The 14,534-nt window shown below is 47.2% G+C and carries 16 protein-coding genes and 1 pseudogene; 8 read left to right on the top strand and 9 right to left on the bottom strand.

Annotated features, from left to right (window positions below):
- Nucleotides 1-11: 11 nt before the first annotated feature.
- The 3 genes from H8698_RS02820 to cdaA all read right to left on the bottom strand — a co-directional run bounded on the left by H8698_RS02820 (nt 12) and on the right by cdaA (nt 2,844).
- Complete coding sequence (locus H8698_RS02820) at nt 12-719, bottom strand: tRNA threonylcarbamoyladenosine dehydratase (protein ID WP_177677803.1); 708 nt, start codon at nt 717-719, stop codon at nt 12-14.
- A gap of 273 nt (nt 720-992) precedes the next feature.
- Nucleotides 993-1,925 carry a CdaR family protein gene (locus H8698_RS02825; protein ID WP_177677801.1) on the bottom strand — a complete coding sequence of 311 codons (933 nt, stop codon included), beginning with the start codon at nt 1,923-1,925 and terminating at the stop codon, nt 993-995.
- Nucleotides 1,926-1,953: 28 nt separating this feature from the next.
- Nucleotides 1,954-2,844: a diadenylate cyclase CdaA gene (gene cdaA, locus H8698_RS02830; RefSeq protein ID WP_249311094.1), complete on the bottom strand. Its 891-nt coding sequence runs from the start codon at nt 2,842-2,844 to the stop codon at nt 1,954-1,956.
- 199 nt (nt 2,845-3,043) lie between these two features.
- On the opposite strand from cdaA, the gene H8698_RS02835 reads away from it, so the two are divergent.
- From H8698_RS02835 to H8698_RS02850, 4 genes and pseudogenes are all read left to right on the top strand, one after another.
- A complete protein-coding gene (locus H8698_RS02835; RefSeq protein ID WP_177677799.1) occupies nt 3,044-3,223 on the top strand; it encodes a spore coat associated protein CotJA in 180 nt (59 codons plus the stop codon).
- A complete protein-coding gene (locus H8698_RS02840; RefSeq protein WP_249311095.1) occupies nt 3,220-3,489 on the top strand; it encodes a spore coat protein CotJB in 270 nt (89 codons plus the stop codon). Before H8698_RS02835 ends, H8698_RS02840 begins: the two co-directional genes overlap by 4 nt.
- 12 nt (nt 3,490-3,501) lie before the next feature.
- Nucleotides 3,502-3,600 (top strand): annotated as a pseudogene (locus tag H8698_RS13550) (manganese catalase family protein); the annotation flags it as partial.
- Nucleotides 3,601-3,688: 88 nt separating this feature from the next.
- Nucleotides 3,689-4,579, top strand: coding sequence for a stalk domain-containing protein (locus tag H8698_RS02850; protein ID WP_249311096.1), 891 nt, complete (start codon nt 3,689-3,691; stop codon nt 4,577-4,579).
- Between the two features lie 48 nt (nt 4,580-4,627).
- Here the strand turns inward: H8698_RS02850 and H8698_RS02855 are convergent, their stop codons facing one another.
- From H8698_RS02855 to H8698_RS02870, 4 genes are all read right to left on the bottom strand, one after another.
- Nucleotides 4,628-5,227: a glycerol-3-phosphate acyltransferase gene (locus H8698_RS02855; RefSeq protein ID WP_249311097.1), complete on the bottom strand. Its 600-nt coding sequence runs from the start codon at nt 5,225-5,227 to the stop codon at nt 4,628-4,630.
- A 23-nt stretch (nt 5,228-5,250) separates the two neighbouring features.
- Complete coding sequence (locus tag H8698_RS02860) at nt 5,251-6,357, bottom strand: MGDG synthase family glycosyltransferase (protein WP_249311098.1); 1,107 nt, start codon at nt 6,355-6,357, stop codon at nt 5,251-5,253.
- Between the two features lie 63 nt (nt 6,358-6,420).
- On the bottom strand, nt 6,421-8,358 hold the full coding sequence (locus tag H8698_RS02865) for an RCC1-like domain-containing protein (protein ID WP_249311099.1): 1,938 nt from the start codon (nt 8,356-8,358) through the stop codon (nt 6,421-6,423).
- A gap of 21 nt (nt 8,359-8,379) precedes the next feature.
- Nucleotides 8,380-8,880, bottom strand: a complete 501-nt coding sequence (locus H8698_RS02870; protein ID WP_249311100.1) for a GNAT family N-acetyltransferase — start codon at nt 8,878-8,880, stop codon at nt 8,380-8,382.
- A gap of 161 nt (nt 8,881-9,041) precedes the next feature.
- Between H8698_RS02870 and H8698_RS02875 the strand changes: the two genes are divergently transcribed.
- Nucleotides 9,042-9,422, top strand: a complete 381-nt coding sequence (locus H8698_RS02875; RefSeq protein WP_177677309.1) for a BlaI/MecI/CopY family transcriptional regulator — start codon at nt 9,042-9,044, stop codon at nt 9,420-9,422.
- A complete protein-coding gene (locus tag H8698_RS02880; RefSeq protein WP_249311101.1) occupies nt 9,419-11,254 on the top strand; it encodes a M56 family metallopeptidase in 1,836 nt (611 codons plus the stop codon). The genes H8698_RS02875 and H8698_RS02880 overlap by 4 nt, the downstream gene beginning before the upstream one ends.
- Before the next feature lie 75 nt (nt 11,255-11,329).
- Here H8698_RS02880 and H8698_RS02885 read toward each other — a convergent pair whose 3' ends face one another.
- Entirely contained in the window at nt 11,330-12,031 is a 702-nt protein-coding gene (locus H8698_RS02885; protein ID WP_249311102.1) for an ATP-binding protein, read from the bottom strand.
- A 95-nt stretch (nt 12,032-12,126) separates the two neighbouring features.
- On the opposite strand from H8698_RS02885, the gene H8698_RS02890 reads away from it, so the two are divergent.
- Nucleotides 12,127-12,786, top strand: coding sequence for a Crp/Fnr family transcriptional regulator (locus H8698_RS02890; protein WP_283245361.1), 660 nt, complete (start codon nt 12,127-12,129; stop codon nt 12,784-12,786).
- Here the strand turns inward: H8698_RS02890 and H8698_RS02895 are convergent.
- The gene (locus tag H8698_RS02895) at nt 12,783-13,025 is read right to left on the bottom strand and encodes a hypothetical protein (RefSeq protein WP_177677304.1); all 243 of its coding nucleotides are present in this window, start codon (nt 13,023-13,025) and stop codon (nt 12,783-12,785) included. The two genes, H8698_RS02890 and H8698_RS02895, sit on opposite strands and share 4 nt — an antisense overlap.
- A gap of 100 nt (nt 13,026-13,125) precedes the next feature.
- On the opposite strand from H8698_RS02895, the gene H8698_RS02900 reads away from it, so the two are divergent.
- Nucleotides 13,126-14,523 (top strand): recombinase family protein, encoded by a 1,398-nt coding sequence (locus H8698_RS02900; RefSeq protein WP_249311103.1) that lies wholly within the window; start codon nt 13,126-13,128, stop codon nt 14,521-14,523.
- Nucleotides 14,524-14,534: the final 11 nt, after the last annotated feature.

Genomic DNA, 14,534 nt, shown 5'->3' on the forward strand with positions numbered 1-14,534 from the left:
TTCCTCCGATGTTACATTGCTAATATATCTAAAACTACCTGTGACGCGATTAAAAATCCTGCGGCAGGCGGCACAAAGGGCATGCTGCCCGGAACGCTCCGCTTACTCCCGCCCTCCGGCTGGAAAGAGGGAACAAGAGGGGGTTCCTCTGAATAGACCACCTTAAGCCGTGAAACGCCCCGCTTTGATAGCTCCCGTCTCATCACGCGGCACAGGGGGCACATCTTTGTTTTATAAATATCGGTCACGCGCAAAAGCTCCGGGTGCAGTTTGTTCCCCGTACCCATGCAGCTGATGATGGGAACAGACAGTTTTTGCGCCTGCACAGCCAGTTCTATTTTTGCACTGACCGTATCTACCGCGTCTACAATATAGTCAAACCCAGCAAGGTCAATTTCGTCTGCGGTTTCCGGCAGGTAAAACAGGTTCATTTGCGTAATCTTTGCCTTAGGGTTAATGGACAAAATCCGTTCCGCCATGGCCTTTACCTTGCTCTCCCCCACCGTTTCGCTCACGGCGTGAAGCTGACGGTTTAAATTGGTTATGTCCACGCTGTCGCTGTCCACAAGCGTAATTGCTCCAACGCCGCTCCGCGCCAGACCCTCTATCGCGCTGCTGCCTACGCCGCCAACGCCGAACACAACGACCGACGCACCGGCAAGCTTCTTAAGCCCCTCTTCTCCAATTAACATTTCGTTTCTTAAAAACCGGCTGTCCAAACAAAAAACCTCCGAAACAACATAGTATACCGTTATTATATCTTATTATATCATATATTTGGGAAATGGTAAAGAAAAAAATCCGCACGCTAAAAAAGCCGCGCATTGCTGCGCAGCTTCTTTAGTTTCCTTAAAATATATAAGGAGAGAAAATGAAAAAAGTTATGTGTTTGTGGTATGGTTATATAATACCATGATTCACTCCTATTTTCAATTCTTTTATTAGACAAAAATACCAAAAATAACACACTATTTTTGTGCACTATTTACAAACTATCGAGTGTTCTTTTTCAGCTTCAGCGTAACCTTGTTTCCGTCTAACGATTCTACGCCAGTGGGTAGGGTAAGCTCCACTTCCACCTCTTCGTCGTCGCCGATCATCTGCCGGGTAATGGTTTGGGTTTCTGCCTTGTCTAAGCTGTCAATCACCGATGCAGCGCCCGCAACCTCAATGGATTTTAACGAGTTATCGTCTAAAGTATACCACTCGTCATCGTTGTTTAACCCATCTTCAAACTTCGGCTCAATGTTTAATGTTTTCTTCTTCAAAATTTCGCAGTGAACGTCAACGGTGTCCTGGGCCGTCGTCACATATGTGCTGGTGATCACCGTGTCAGTCGAGCCAATCAGTTCAAAGTGCTCCACACTTGAAATGTCCTCGCTTTTGCCTGAAACATCCACCGTTGCCGAAACGTGGTCTATACTGCCCACAATGGATTTTGCGCCGCGGATTTTCATTTTTGCAGGGGTGGTTTTTATCGAACCTACCTTATAGCCTTCCGCTGGTTCCCCGTTTGTGTGAACGTAAATATCCTTCTCTTCTTCAATCACCTCGTCTACTGTAACCGTGATGATGGAGGGGTCCTGATTCATTACCTCTACGTTGCCGTAGGGAATTACCACGCTGGTGTAAACCGTGTGGGTGCCCGTGCCCTCAATGTTGCTCACATCTGCCAAAACAGACAGGTTCGACTTATTTAAGTCCACCAAGTATTTTCTTTGCCCGCGCACCTTTAAATCCACCGTATATTCCTTGTCGTTAATCAGCATCAGGTTCCGGCTGTCTAACTCCGTCTTCTGGGTGAACAAAACCGGCACGTCCTTCACGGTTTTTTCCACCTCCGGACTTTGTACCTGTATGATATAAAACCACATAATGATGGCAAAGAGAAGCGAAACAATTTTTGTTGAAATATCATTTTTCATTCTATCTGCTCCAATCTTTCCGGCATTTTCACTCTTTGCTTTTATCCTGTTTTTCCGATTTTTCGTCCTTTTTCTTCCGACTCCGTTTCTGCGATTTTAAGTGGTCAATGTTTTTCTTCACGTTGGTGCTTACGTCATCTTTCGGTGCCAGCACCTTATTCAGCAGCTTATACAGCGAATTCACAGACAGATTCCGCATCATGTTGCCGTTTAGCATAACGGAAATTTTCCCGGTTTCCTCCGACACCACAAGGCAAACACAGTCCGCCTGCTCCGAAATGCCCAGCGCCGCCCTGTGCCTGGTACCCAGTTCGTTGGAAAGGTCTTTGTTGGCGGACAGCGGCAAAACGCAGGAGGCCTTTTGAATTTTATCGTCCCGGATAATTACCGCGCCGTCGTGCAGCGGCGTGTTGGGCACAAAAATATTTTCCAAAAGCTCGCTGGTAACCTTGGCGCCAATCACCGTGCCGCCAGTGAGCAAATCGTCTAAAATGGTTTCCCGCTCAAACACAACCAGCGCCCCAGTGTGGGACTCCGCCAAATTTTCCGCCGCTTTGCAAACTTCTCCGGCAACGTCGGTCACGTCCTCTTTTTCAACAGAAAACCATTTACCAAACTTGCTGCGGCCCATGTGCTCCAATCCCCGCCGAAGTTCGGGCTGAAAAATAATAATCAGCGCAATAAACCCCATTTGCATAATATTTTCCAAAATAAAACTGATTACGTTTAAGTGCAGCCATTCCGAGATATATGTAATACCAAAAATAATTGCAATGCCCTTTAACAGCTGCGCCGCCCTGGTCTTTCTGAAGTGCTTGATGATATTGTAAATAATAATTGCCACGATTAAAATATCTACAATATCGGACAGCTGAATGGTTTTAAAAAATGGATAAACGCTGTTTCTTATGTAGTCCAAGTATAAGACCTCCATTATAATACTCTTATTATATATTTTAACACAAAGCACGTTTGTTTTCAATTTCATTTATATTACAAATTGAAAAACCGACAGGAAAAAGCGGCACAAAATATGTCGATTTCAGTAGCATTTCTTGTAAACGGCTCATATATTAAAATTGAGGCAACAATTTTTTTATTTGAAAGGATGGGTTTTCATGAACGAAATCGAAAGACCGTGTGTCGGCTACGCCTTTGTTCCGCGTCAGGAACTTACCCGGGTGTTTGAGCCGGAAGAAGCGCTTATGCGCGGCACACTTTTCCCCGAACTCTATCTGCCCTTTAACGTATATGGCAAATGCCCCTGCCGGGAGCAGAAAGGAGAGCGGTGCAGATGAACATGAACAACAACATGAATTTAAGAAACCGCGATGCTCTTATGCGCAAAATTATGGAAATCGACTTTGCGCTTAACGAAATGGTGTTATTTTTAGACACGCACCCGAACGACAAAAAGGCTTTGGCACTCTATCATAAATACGCCGACAAATCCCGCGAGCTAAAGGCCGTTTACAACGAAAACTTCGGCCCGTTAACGCCTGCCGACAATCTGTCGGAGGATTGCTGGGAATGGGTTCACGGTCCCTGGCCGTGGGAAAATTAAGGAGGTTACGATATGTGGCAATATGAAAAAAAACTACAGTTTCCGATAAACATTAAAACAACCAACACCAAGCTGGCAAACTTTATCATATCCCAATACGGCGGTCCGGACCGCAATTGCTATATAAAACCTTTCCAGAATTTGTGGGTTGCATTTTGCCGTATATCCATGTTACTATATGAACGAAAGGGTGATAAACATGAAAAAAATCATATCCACTATGCTGGCCGTGTGCTTCATGATGATAAGCTTAACCGCACTGGCCGGGGATATTACCGTCCTTCTGGACGGAAAACAGCTTCGTTTTGACCAAAACCCAATCATTGAAAATGACAGAACACTTGTCCCCGTGCGGAAAATCTTTGAAGAGCTTGGCGCCGACGTTCAATGGCGCGAAAAAGATGCAGTGGTAACTGCAAAGAAAGACGATATGTCCATCAGACTGCAAATCAATTCAAATTGGATGCTCCAAAACGGAGAACTGATATATTTAGACGCCGCGCCAAAAATTGTCGGCGACAGAACGTTGGTGCCATTAAGGGCCATCAGCGAATCTTTTGGCGCAGCGGTAACGTGGGAGGCGTCTTCACAAACTGTGTATGTAACGACCGCAGGGAATGTTCCCAACGCGCCGGATTCAGAAACGCCCAGCACGCCGGATACGCCGGAAAATACGCCCGGCGATACCCCCTCTTCCGAGGAAAATGATTTTGAACAGCAGGTGCTTGATCTAGTGAACCAGGAGCGGCAAAAAGCGGGCCTTGCGCCCCTTTCCTGGAACAGCGACCTGGCAAACGTAGCCCGGGCCCACAGCAAGGACATGAGCGTTCGAAACTTTATGTTCCACACCAATCCCGACGGGCTTTCTCCTTTCGACAGGATTAAAAACGCCGGCATTTCGTACAGAAGTGCAGCAGAAAACATTGCTGCAGGACAGGCCACGCCCCAAAGCGTTATGCAGGGCTGGATGAACTCAGCGGGCCATAAAGCCAACATTTTAAACCCCGATTTAAAAGAAATCGGCGTAGGTTACTTTAACAGCACCACCGGATATAAACACTATTGGACGCAGGTCTTTATCGCACAGTAAAAATAAAAAAAGCCCCTGCCGGAAAAAATTCCGGCAGGGGCTTTTTCTTTACATGGCCTTTTCCCGCGACAAATCCGTTTCCGCGGAAAACCGTTTTAAATGCTTTACAATCACAATACCTGAAATCACCGCACAGCCCAGCCCCATGGCAAACAGTCCCTGCCACAGACATATAGCGAGGGAAACCGCGCCGGAAACCGCAAAGGTTAAAATGCTTCTCACCCGCACCGGTGTAATTTTAATGGCGGTAGAAAACAAAATATAAAAAAACGCCAAAATTACAACAGAAAAAGACGCGGGAAACAAGGCCAGCAGAACGCCGAACGAAACCGCAATGCTTTTCCCGCCGGATAATTTGTAAAGCGGAGCGGTGGCGTGACCCAAAACAGGCGCCGCCATCGCAACGGCAAACAACCAGCTTTCTGTGTTTAACCACCGAACCGCAAAAAATACAGGCAAAAACCCTTTCAGCAAATCGCAAAAAAGGCACAAAGACGCAACCCTCCTGCCTGCAAAAATCATGGCGTTGGTGGTGCCCGGGTTGTGGTCGCCGCTCAATTCACAAATGTCAATGTTTTTTAAAAGCTTGGGAATGTGCCAGCTAAACAAAACACCGCCCAAAAAATATCCAAATAAAACATCCAGCACCCACCGCGCCGTTTCTGCCGTGCTCATTGGTTTAAAATATATGCAGCAATGTCGCGGGACGCATTGGGGTTTATCTGCTCTCTCTGCATTTTGCATATCCCCTCTCTCAATGTGTTGTCTTCCATCAGCCCAAGGGCTTTTTCGACCGCCTCCTGGGGGGAATTTGCCCGCACCGACATTCCCTTTTTCTCAAACAGGGCGGCGTTTTTTGTTTCACAGCCGGGAATGGGCATGGTGTGGCACAGCGGCACGTTTGCCACCGCCGCCTCTGTAGTGGAAATGCCGCCGGGTTTGGTTAGCAAAACGTCCGCTGCGTTCATGTAAAGGGCCACCTCAGTGGTAAAGGGCACGGCGCGCACCCTGGTGTCCAGCCCATAGCGGCTGTTAAGCCCGGCTTTTAGCTGTTCGTTTCTGCCCGAAAGCACAATTACGCAAACATCCTTCCCGCTTTTTGCAAGAATACCGTCACAAAAATCGAACACCCTGCCGCAGCCAATTCCGCCGGTCATAATCAAAAACAGCTTGCACCCCGCCGGAATGGAAAGCTTCTCCCTTGCCGTTTGCTTTTCCACGCGGTTTGAAAACGTCTTCATCACGGGAATTCCCGTGGTCAGCAGCTTCTCCCCCGCCATTCCTTTTTCCAAACACTCCTCTGTCACCTCGGTGTGGGGAATAAAATAGGCGTCTAAGTCCGTTTCGTGGAAAAACGGAATACAGGTGTAATCCGTCAAAATTCCGTAACACTTTTGGGTTATCTCCCCTCTGCGCTTCAGCCACGTCAGCGTCTCCATGGGAAACAGATGGGAACACACCACGGCAGTAAAGCCGCCGTTTTCAATGTAGGCTCTAAGCCGCTCCGCATAAAGAGAGTTTGCCCAATACACCGGGGAGGCAAGCTTGGTGGAGCTGTATAAATCCCCAGCTTTATAAATCAGACCAAACATGTTCGGAGCTTTCACAATCATGCGGTTATATGAATTGGTGACAATTTCATTCGGCCTTCTGCCGCTGAAGGTCAGGGCGTCTACCAGCTCGCACTCCGCGCCGAAGTCGTCAAGTGCCTCTTTCACCGCCTTTGCCGCACTGTTGTGCCCCTCTCCGGTGCGGCAGCTTAAAATCAGGATTTTCATTTAAAACCCACCTCGTATCAAATAAAAACAAAGATGCCGCAAAATTGCGGCATCTTCGAAACGTTACCGAAACGCATAAAAACTTTGAATGAAGAATGGCTCTGTCGCGTCTTCTCTGCTGCCGTTTCCGAGCCGTCCGCCGCTGTTTTTGCCCCAGGAGAAAAGCCTGCCGTCATTGGTTACAAACAGCAGAAAGCTCCCCCCGCAGGATATGGTTTTCACATTCTCTGAAAGCTTTACCGGTTCTTTTAAGTCAAACAGCATTTCACCCTCCGGTTCTGTCACGTCCGGCATAACCCAAAGGGATCCGTCTGTTTTCACATAGGCCAAAAAGCCCGAGCCGCTCTCGGCAAACGCCACGTCATCTGCAATTTGAATTGGCACTAATGTAGAAAAAATGTCATCGTCTTGCCCTTCGTAAGGCGTTCCGTAAAGCTGTGAAGACCAACCCCAAAGCGTATTGTTTTCATCCACCACCAAAAAGCGGCCGCCCAAGCTTGCCGATTTTGCGTTTTCAAACACCTTCACCGGCGTGGAGATGGTCAGCCCGTCGTTCCAGCTCACTCCCGGCCGTTCCACCCGGCCGTAATAAACGCTGTTGTCTTTTAAATACAAAACCATCTGTCCTCTGGCCGAAAAAGACGAAACGCCGCTGTCTATCAGCTTCGGCTGGTCATACCACGTCCAGTTATAGTCCGTCGGCTTTTCATATAAATTGCCGTCGCTTGTTAAGAAAAAATTGTCCGAAGCGGCTTTCACATTTTCCGCCGCCACAGGCACATCTGTGTTATTGTAAGTCACCAATTTGTCATAAAGGTAATACAGATTCCCTTCGCGGTCAATCACCGAAGAAAGTCCCGCACTATCCCCTGCGGCAAAGGACACAGTTTCGTCTAACTTCACCGGGACAGTTTTCGTGCCGCGCACCGTTTCGCCGAAGCCAAACAGCACGCCGTTTTCGTCAATTGCATAACCGCCGGAATATCCTGCGCTTACCGCAACAATTTTCCCCGCTTCGATCGGTTTATAATCAATAATATTTCCCAGCGCGTCCAAATATCCCTCGCTTACAACCTTGCAGCCATAGCGGTAAGTGTCGTCGGCCTCCGTCACACGGGAGAAAATTTGTGCGCCGTTTTCATAAACAGCCTCCGTCCGGGTGCTGTAGCCATCATCATACTGCGTTACAGAGAGGAAATATCCGTCTAATACCCCGTCTTTGTAATGTTCAATTTTATAATAGTCCCGCACCCTTCTATCGGAGCCGTTGTGGGGTACGTACGTTCCGAAATAGAATAGCGGGCCGTCCGGAACACCGTCAACAAATTTTGCTGTGTAAACATACCGGTCTGTTGACGCCAGTCCATTGGTGAATTCATACTCTTCCGTCACCCGGCCATAGCCGTTTGGCTTGCCGTCTTTCACGTCGCCCGAATAGGTAATGGTGCCCTCAATCTTGTCGCAGGGCAACAAGAGCGTTTCCTTTGCAGACATGTCGTAAAGCTGGTCAGCATAGAAAGCCGCCATGTTAATTTTCACTTCCCGGCGTTCATCGTCATAGCTGAAATATCCATATCGGGTTAGCTCGTCAATTTGAATGAGCGTCTGCCCGTCAACATTAAAAGCAGTTATCGGTTCGTCCTCTAAATAGGTCACAATATTGGTGGAATAAACGTCGAATGCATGGGCGCCGCGGTTAACGTCGCTCTTTTTCACGTTCAGCTTTTCAGCGCTCAAAAACCATTTGGTATAGTCCGTCTTACGATAAATGCGAAGCTCCCGGGCCGCCTCACTCCACTTCACTGCAAAGCCATAATCCCGCAAATCTTCCGCAATTACATAGGTGTAGTCGTTGATGTTGTAGGATGAAACGGGCTGTTCGTCAATATATGCCGTTATGTCGGTAGCAATCACCTCGCCCACTATGTCCGCCTGAGCGGTGATGCCGGCAAAGCTGAAAACAAAACTGCAAGCCATGATGACAGATAAGAAACGTTTCATTTTAAATCGCCTCCAAAAACGTTAAGCTGATAATTTCATGCAAAGGAACGAAACCGGCTTTGCTGGTTCCTGAGCCCATGCCATTGTCCGTGTCATGGCCTGAGCGCGGCCGCAGTCTTGAAAGCCCGCTCTGCGATAGGTTTTAATTGCCCTTTTGTTAAATTCCGCCACGCGAAGAAGAAAGGTAGCGCTTTCGCCGCCAAACTGCTGTCTGCCAAACTGCACACAGCCGCGGACAAATTTTAAGCCATAGCCCTTTCCCGTATAGTCGGGCTTAAGCCCCAGCCCAATTTCAACAGCGCCGTTTTTCAGCGGTGTATATTGATAGAACCCAACCATTTCACTGCCAGACTTTTCCACGCAAAACCAGTGTGCAGACGGGGCCATAATCGCCTTAAGTTCCGCCTCGTGATACTCTTTGGGTATGTTGTAAAATTCATAGGGCGCAGGATAATGCCAGTTTAAATAGTCCTTTGCATAAGATTGCGTCATTTTCCGAATGGTGTACATGTTTTTTTCCAATCCCCCATTAGTATTTGCTCAATTTCAGTATAGCACAAAAACGGAATTTAGGCAACAAAAAAAGTGACGCCTTCATAGAAAAAAAGTATTGACAATCAACGTCTACTGTGGTAGACTATTATTGTCTACAGCGGTAGAATAACATATATGGAGGTATTTTCATGTCGACAGAAAATATTAACATTGGCGAAGCAGAGCTTGAAATAATGAAAGTTGTGTGGAAAGCAAAAAAACCCATTGGTTCATCTGAAATTGGAAAAGCGGTAGAACATCACGGCTGGAAACGTACAACCATTGCAACATTTTTGGTACGGCTCGTGGAAAAAGGTGCGCTTGCAAGCGAAAAACGCGGCAAATCGCTTTATTACACCCCTCTGATATCCGCAGTTGCATACAAAAAGGCACAGGTGAAAAATCTTGTCAAAACTGTGTTTGACGGCTCGGCGAAAGACCTGGTGGCTTCTCTTTTTGAGGAAAAGGCTTTAACGGAAGATGATATTCAGGAGTTGAAAGCGATATTTGGCGATGAGGAGGAATCATGATGCTTCAGGAAACTTTCAAAGCACTTCTGATCACCTCCCTTGCCGGAACAGCGCTTACAGGCGTTTTAACACTTTTCCGTCCTGTTACAAAAAAAGTGTTCGGGTATATGTGGCATTATTACATATGGCTTGCCGTGCTTTGTGTCATGCTGCTGCCCGTGCGGTTTGGCGTGCCCCAAATCAGCAGGGCCGCTGAAGCTCCCCAGCAGATGCAGGTGCAAACCATGCAAAGGAACGAACCGGCACAGACGGGATTCACACCAAGCCAGACGAACACGCAAGCGGCAGCAAATATTGCAATGACACAGCGAATAGCCGATTATGCAGGAAAAACCATCCATAACGGCACGAATATTCTTGCCGCAGTTTGGCTTGGAGGAATGTTCCTCATGCTGTGTATCAGCATGGCCGGATACGCCAGGCTGACGGTAAAAATACATAAAAAATCCGATATCATTTCCTGCCCCGAACTCGAGCGCTATACAAACAAAAAAATCGTTGTGCGCGAGTGTGAAACCCTATCTTCACCCTTTATTATGGGGATAATCCGTCCCACCTTGATTTTGCCGTCAATAGGCCTCACGCCGGAACAGCTTGACAATATACTGCGCCACGAAATGACGCATTTTAAGCGAAGGGACGTTTTGTATAAGTGGTTTGCACATTTCGTAAAATGTGTCCATTGGTTTAACCCAGCTGTTTACTACGTTGTGCGCCAAATCAATATTGAATGTGAAATTTCCTGTGATTTATCCGTAGTGAGCCAAATGAACCAGGACGAGGAAAAAAGCTATATAGACACAATTCTTTCGTTATTATCAAGTAAATCTAAAAACATCCCCTTAACCACGGGAATGACGGGAAGTAAAAAAATATTGAAAAGGAGATTTACGATGATTAAAAACAAAAAAGCAACAAGTAAAATCATGTCGGTATTATCGGTGCTTATAGCGGCCGTTTTGCTGTCAACAACCGTATTGGCCAGCGGTGTGCTGTCGGATTTGACAACAGACCATTACACAATTGATATTCGAAACCACAGGGGCGAAAAAATTGAGCTAAACAATAAGCCGTTTATTGAAAACAGCGAGGTATATGTTCCGCTCCGGGAACTGTTCGAAAAAATGGGATATTTAAATAGCGAGGACAGTTCTATAAAATGGGATAACGGGACGATTGAAATCTCTGTTGTATTTGAAAACAGACCTGCTTATTATGGCTTGGACATCGGCAAAAATTGGCTCCGTTTAGCACCTCCTGATGATAATTATTCTGTTGGTGTTGCTATTGAAATGTCTGACGTCCCGATTTTAAAGGGCGGCACAACATATGTTGTATTAAACGATATGAATTATATGATGTATTCATATTTTGGCATACGGGATGAAAATAATCAATTATGTAAACTGACCTATAACGTTTATGAAAAAAACGGAACTGATGTAACAGCACAGATTGCGGCAGCCACAGAGGCAAAAAAAGAAAACGGGCTTATGAAACAGCCGGAATCTACAGCAGCATTGTTTTTAGATGCTTTTGCCGGCGGAAACTTTGAAAAAATGAAAACATACTGCACGCAAAGCTGTATCGACACATTCTTCGGAGATGGATATGTGTTTGGTATGAAGCGTGCGGAGCTTGTCAATGTGGATATTAACGAAACGGAATATGCAAAATCGTCAAATGATTTCAATATTTTGGTTACGGTGAATATGACTCCTCACGAAAATTCCGTTTTCGACCCGTCGCAGACAAGCACATCGTTCTATATTTGTCTTTTCAGGCAGCCCGACGGCAGATATTTAATCAACGAATTTGCAACCGGTGTATAAACGCTTTCGTTTAACAAAACCAGATGCAAAAAAGAACCGCTGGTTTGTAAAATCAATTACAAACCAGCGGTTCTTTTAGTCAAGGCGCGTTCCGTCTGTAGAAATGGTAACCACCTGCCACGGAATAAATTTTCCGCTGTTTTGCAGCGCCGTCTTTGCAGCAAATTCCAGCCCGCCGCAGCAGGGCACCTCCATGCGGACAACCGTCACGCTTTTTATATTGTTTTCACGGATAATTTCCGTCAGTTTTTCGGCATAGTCGCCGTCGTCTAACTTCGGGCAGCCAATCAGCGTTACCTTGTTCTTCATAAAATCAGCGTGGAAATTACCATAGGCATATGCCGTGCAGTCCGCTGCTAATAAAAGATTTGCGTTTTCAAAATAGGGCGCGTTTACAGGAACAAGCTTAATTTGAACCGGCCACTGGTTCAGCTGGGAACAAACAGCCTGGGCCGGTACAGCTTCAGCCTTGCGCTCCGGCGCTTCCCTGTTTAGCCGTTTCACCTGCGTGCCGGGACAGCCGCAGGCGAGCTTGTTTGCCTGTTCCTTGTTTTTCAAAACCGCCTGCTCATCATAAGCCGCCGCCTCACGCTCAACAAAAGAAATCGCGTCTGTTGGACAAACAGGAAGGCAGTCCCCCAGCCCGTCGCAATAGTCATCCCGCAAAAGCTTCGCCTTGCCGTTTACCATGCCAATGGCTCCCTCGTGGCATGCCTGAGCACACAAGCCGCAGCCGTTGCATTTTTCTTCATCAATATGAATAATTTTTCGAATCATGTTTCATTCCTCCTGTAATTTCTTGACTTTTCAATCTGATTATACTATAATCAATTAAAAAAGTACGTTGTTAAAACAACGAAAAGAGGATTTTTATGATCAATTATTCTTTGCTTTCAAACACCATTTTATTTCGCGGAATTGCGCCGGAAGAAATTGCATCCATGCTCAAGTGCCTGGGCGGCAAAACAAAGCGTTTTCAAAAAGACAGCGTCATTTACCCGGCAGGCGGGTTTGCCAAGGCAATGGGCGTGGTGCTTTCGGGCGGCGTAAACATTGAGCAGGGAGATATTTGGGGCAACTGCGCCATCATCGGCAACATCGGCCCCTATGAAACCTTTGCCGAAACCTATGCCTGCCTGCAAAGCGAACCAATGTCCGTCAGCGTCACAGCCGCCGTGTCAACCGAAGTTTTGTTCTTAGAAATCAGAAAAATGCTTGACACCTGCACCTCCGCCTGCCCCTTTCACAGCCGTTTGATTCACAATCTGCTGTGGGCCATGGCAGAAAAAAATTTAATGCTCACCCGCAAAATGAACCATATCACACCCAAGTCCATCCGGGCGCGGCTGCTTTCATACCTGTCCGGCGAGGCGGTGCGCCGCGGGAGCTATCAGTTTAACATTCCCTTCAACCGCCAGCAGCTGGCAGACTACCTGTCTGTTGACCGCAGCGCCCTTTCAAACGAGCTGTCCAAATGCAAGCGCGATGGGCTGTTGGATTTTTATAAAAACTCCTTCAAATTAAAGGTTTAGCTTTGTTTCTTTTGCTGTCTTTCGTTCACCAGCGTCACATTCCCTTGCCCGTCAGTGATAAATTCCGCCGGCCCGGTTGTTTTCGGCAAGCTGCCCAAGGCCGCTGCGTCCAAGCGGGACAAAAGCTGTTTTACCACCTGTCTTTCGTGCCGCTCTCTTTCATAGTCAGCGGTTCTGTCCGCCATCGGGTCATAAACCTCGCTTGTAACGCAAACGCCGCAAATTGTGTGCCTGCTCAAAGGCAATCCCCCCTTTTTATTTAAAATATGAACGAAAAACGATAATAAGACGGCAGCGGAAAAAATAAAATGGATATATACCCAAAACGGAGGCCAAACCATGAAAAATGCCTGCGCATATATCCGTGTTTCCACAGAAGACCAAACGGAATATTCTCCCGACGCACAGCTCGCCGCAATTAAAGCCTACTGCAAAACAAACGGCTACCGCCTGCTGCCGGAATACATTTTTGCCGACGAGGGCAAAAGCGGCCGGGTAGCAAAAAAGCGGCCTGCATTTATGAAAATGATTGCCGCAGCCAAGTCCACACCAAAGCCCTTTGACGTGATTTTGGTACACAAGTTCGACCGGTTTGCCCGAAACCGCACCGACAGCGTGGTTTACAAATCACTGCTGCAAAAAGAGTTCTCAATCAGCGTCATATCCGTCACCGAAACCATTGAAAACAACAAAATGTCCATCATTATGGAAAGCATGTTAGACGCCATGGCAGAATATTACTCCATTAATCTGGGTGAAGAGGTAAAAAAGGGCATGACGCAAAAGGCCGCCCGGGGCGAGCCGCTCACCACTGCCCCCTTTGGCTACCAAATGGTAAATAAGCGGCTGGTGCCTGTCAGCGCCGAGGCCGAGTTTGTAAGATACATGTTCCGCACGTTTATAAAAACAAAAAACTACCGTGCCCTGGCAGAAACACTGAACGAAAAAGGCGTTAAAACCCGCCGGGGCAACCGGTTCGAGTCTCGGGCGGTGGAATATATCTTAAAAAATCCTGTTTACTGCGGATATATCCGCTGGAACCCCGCCGGGCGCACCCGCCGAAACTACAGCCACCCAGACCTGATGGTAGTGAAAGGAACGCACGCCCCATTAGTGTCTGAAGATGTGTTCCGTGCCGCGCAGGACGCCATGTATGAAATTAAAAAACGGTATCCGCCCCACAGGGGCAAATCTGCGGAAGCCAAAACAAAATCTCACTGGCTTACGGGGCTGGTGCGCTGCGGCACATGCGGCGGCGCAATGGTAAACAGCAACGGCTACTTTATTTGCAATGGCTATGTTCGCGGAAAATGCACAGAAAGAAACGCAATTCATAAAGATATTCTAAGTGAAATTGTTTTAACCAAGCTAAAGCAGGACTTTCACGAAACCCACACCTTTGCGTATACCCCGCCTAAAAAAAGCGCCACAGAAAATGTCGAAACCGGTATCAGCCATCTTACACTCCGGCTCGCCCGGGCAAAAGACGCATACCTTGCCGGCGTGGACACCTTAGAGGAATATACTGAAAATAAAACTCGGTTAACAGCCGCCCTTGAAACCGAAAAGAACCGGCTGTCACGCCTTAGCAGTGATGCGCCTGCCGTTTCGTTTTACGGCCAGTTTTCCTGCCTGCACCCGCCGTTTGGCGGCGGAGCCAGCGCTGGGCTGTTTATGAAATCTATCACCTACAGCAAGCAAAAATCGCAGCTTTCCATCGCTTATTTCTTGTATTAAGCTTTTTTATA

The sequence above is a fragment of the Congzhengia minquanensis genome, from assembly GCF_014384785.1.
GTDB classification, from domain to species: Bacteria; Bacillota; Clostridia; order UBA1381; family UBA9506; genus Congzhengia; species Congzhengia minquanensis.

Bases quoted from the DNA above. Each gene is read 5' to 3' on its own strand.
- H8698_RS02825 (WP_177677801.1), bottom strand. From the start codon at position 1,925: ATGAAAAATGATATTTCAACAAAAATTGTTTCGCTTCTCTTTGCCATC.
- H8698_RS02835 (WP_177677799.1), top strand. From the start codon at position 3,044: ATGAACGAAATCGAAAGACCGTGTGTCGGCTACGCCTTTGTTCCGCGT.
- H8698_RS02840 (WP_249311095.1), top strand. From the start codon at position 3,220: ATGAACATGAACAACAACATGAATTTAAGAAACCGCGATGCTCTTATG.
- H8698_RS02850 (WP_249311096.1), top strand. From the start codon at position 3,689: ATGAAAAAAATCATATCCACTATGCTGGCCGTGTGCTTCATGATGATA.
- H8698_RS02860 (WP_249311098.1), bottom strand. From the start codon at position 6,357: ATGAAAATCCTGATTTTAAGCTGCCGCACCGGAGAGGGGCACAACAGT.
- H8698_RS02865 (WP_249311099.1), bottom strand. From the start codon at position 8,358: ATGAAACGTTTCTTATCTGTCATCATGGCTTGCAGTTTTGTTTTCAGC.
- H8698_RS02875 (WP_177677309.1), top strand. From the start codon at position 9,042: ATGTCGACAGAAAATATTAACATTGGCGAAGCAGAGCTTGAAATAATG.
- H8698_RS02880 (WP_249311101.1), top strand. From the start codon at position 9,419: ATGATGCTTCAGGAAACTTTCAAAGCACTTCTGATCACCTCCCTTGCC.
- H8698_RS02885 (WP_249311102.1), bottom strand. From the start codon at position 12,031: ATGATTCGAAAAATTATTCATATTGATGAAGAAAAATGCAACGGCTGC.
- H8698_RS02890 (WP_283245361.1), top strand. From the start codon at position 12,127: ATGATCAATTATTCTTTGCTTTCAAACACCATTTTATTTCGCGGAATT.
- H8698_RS02900 (WP_249311103.1), top strand. From the start codon at position 13,126: ATGAAAAATGCCTGCGCATATATCCGTGTTTCCACAGAAGACCAAACG.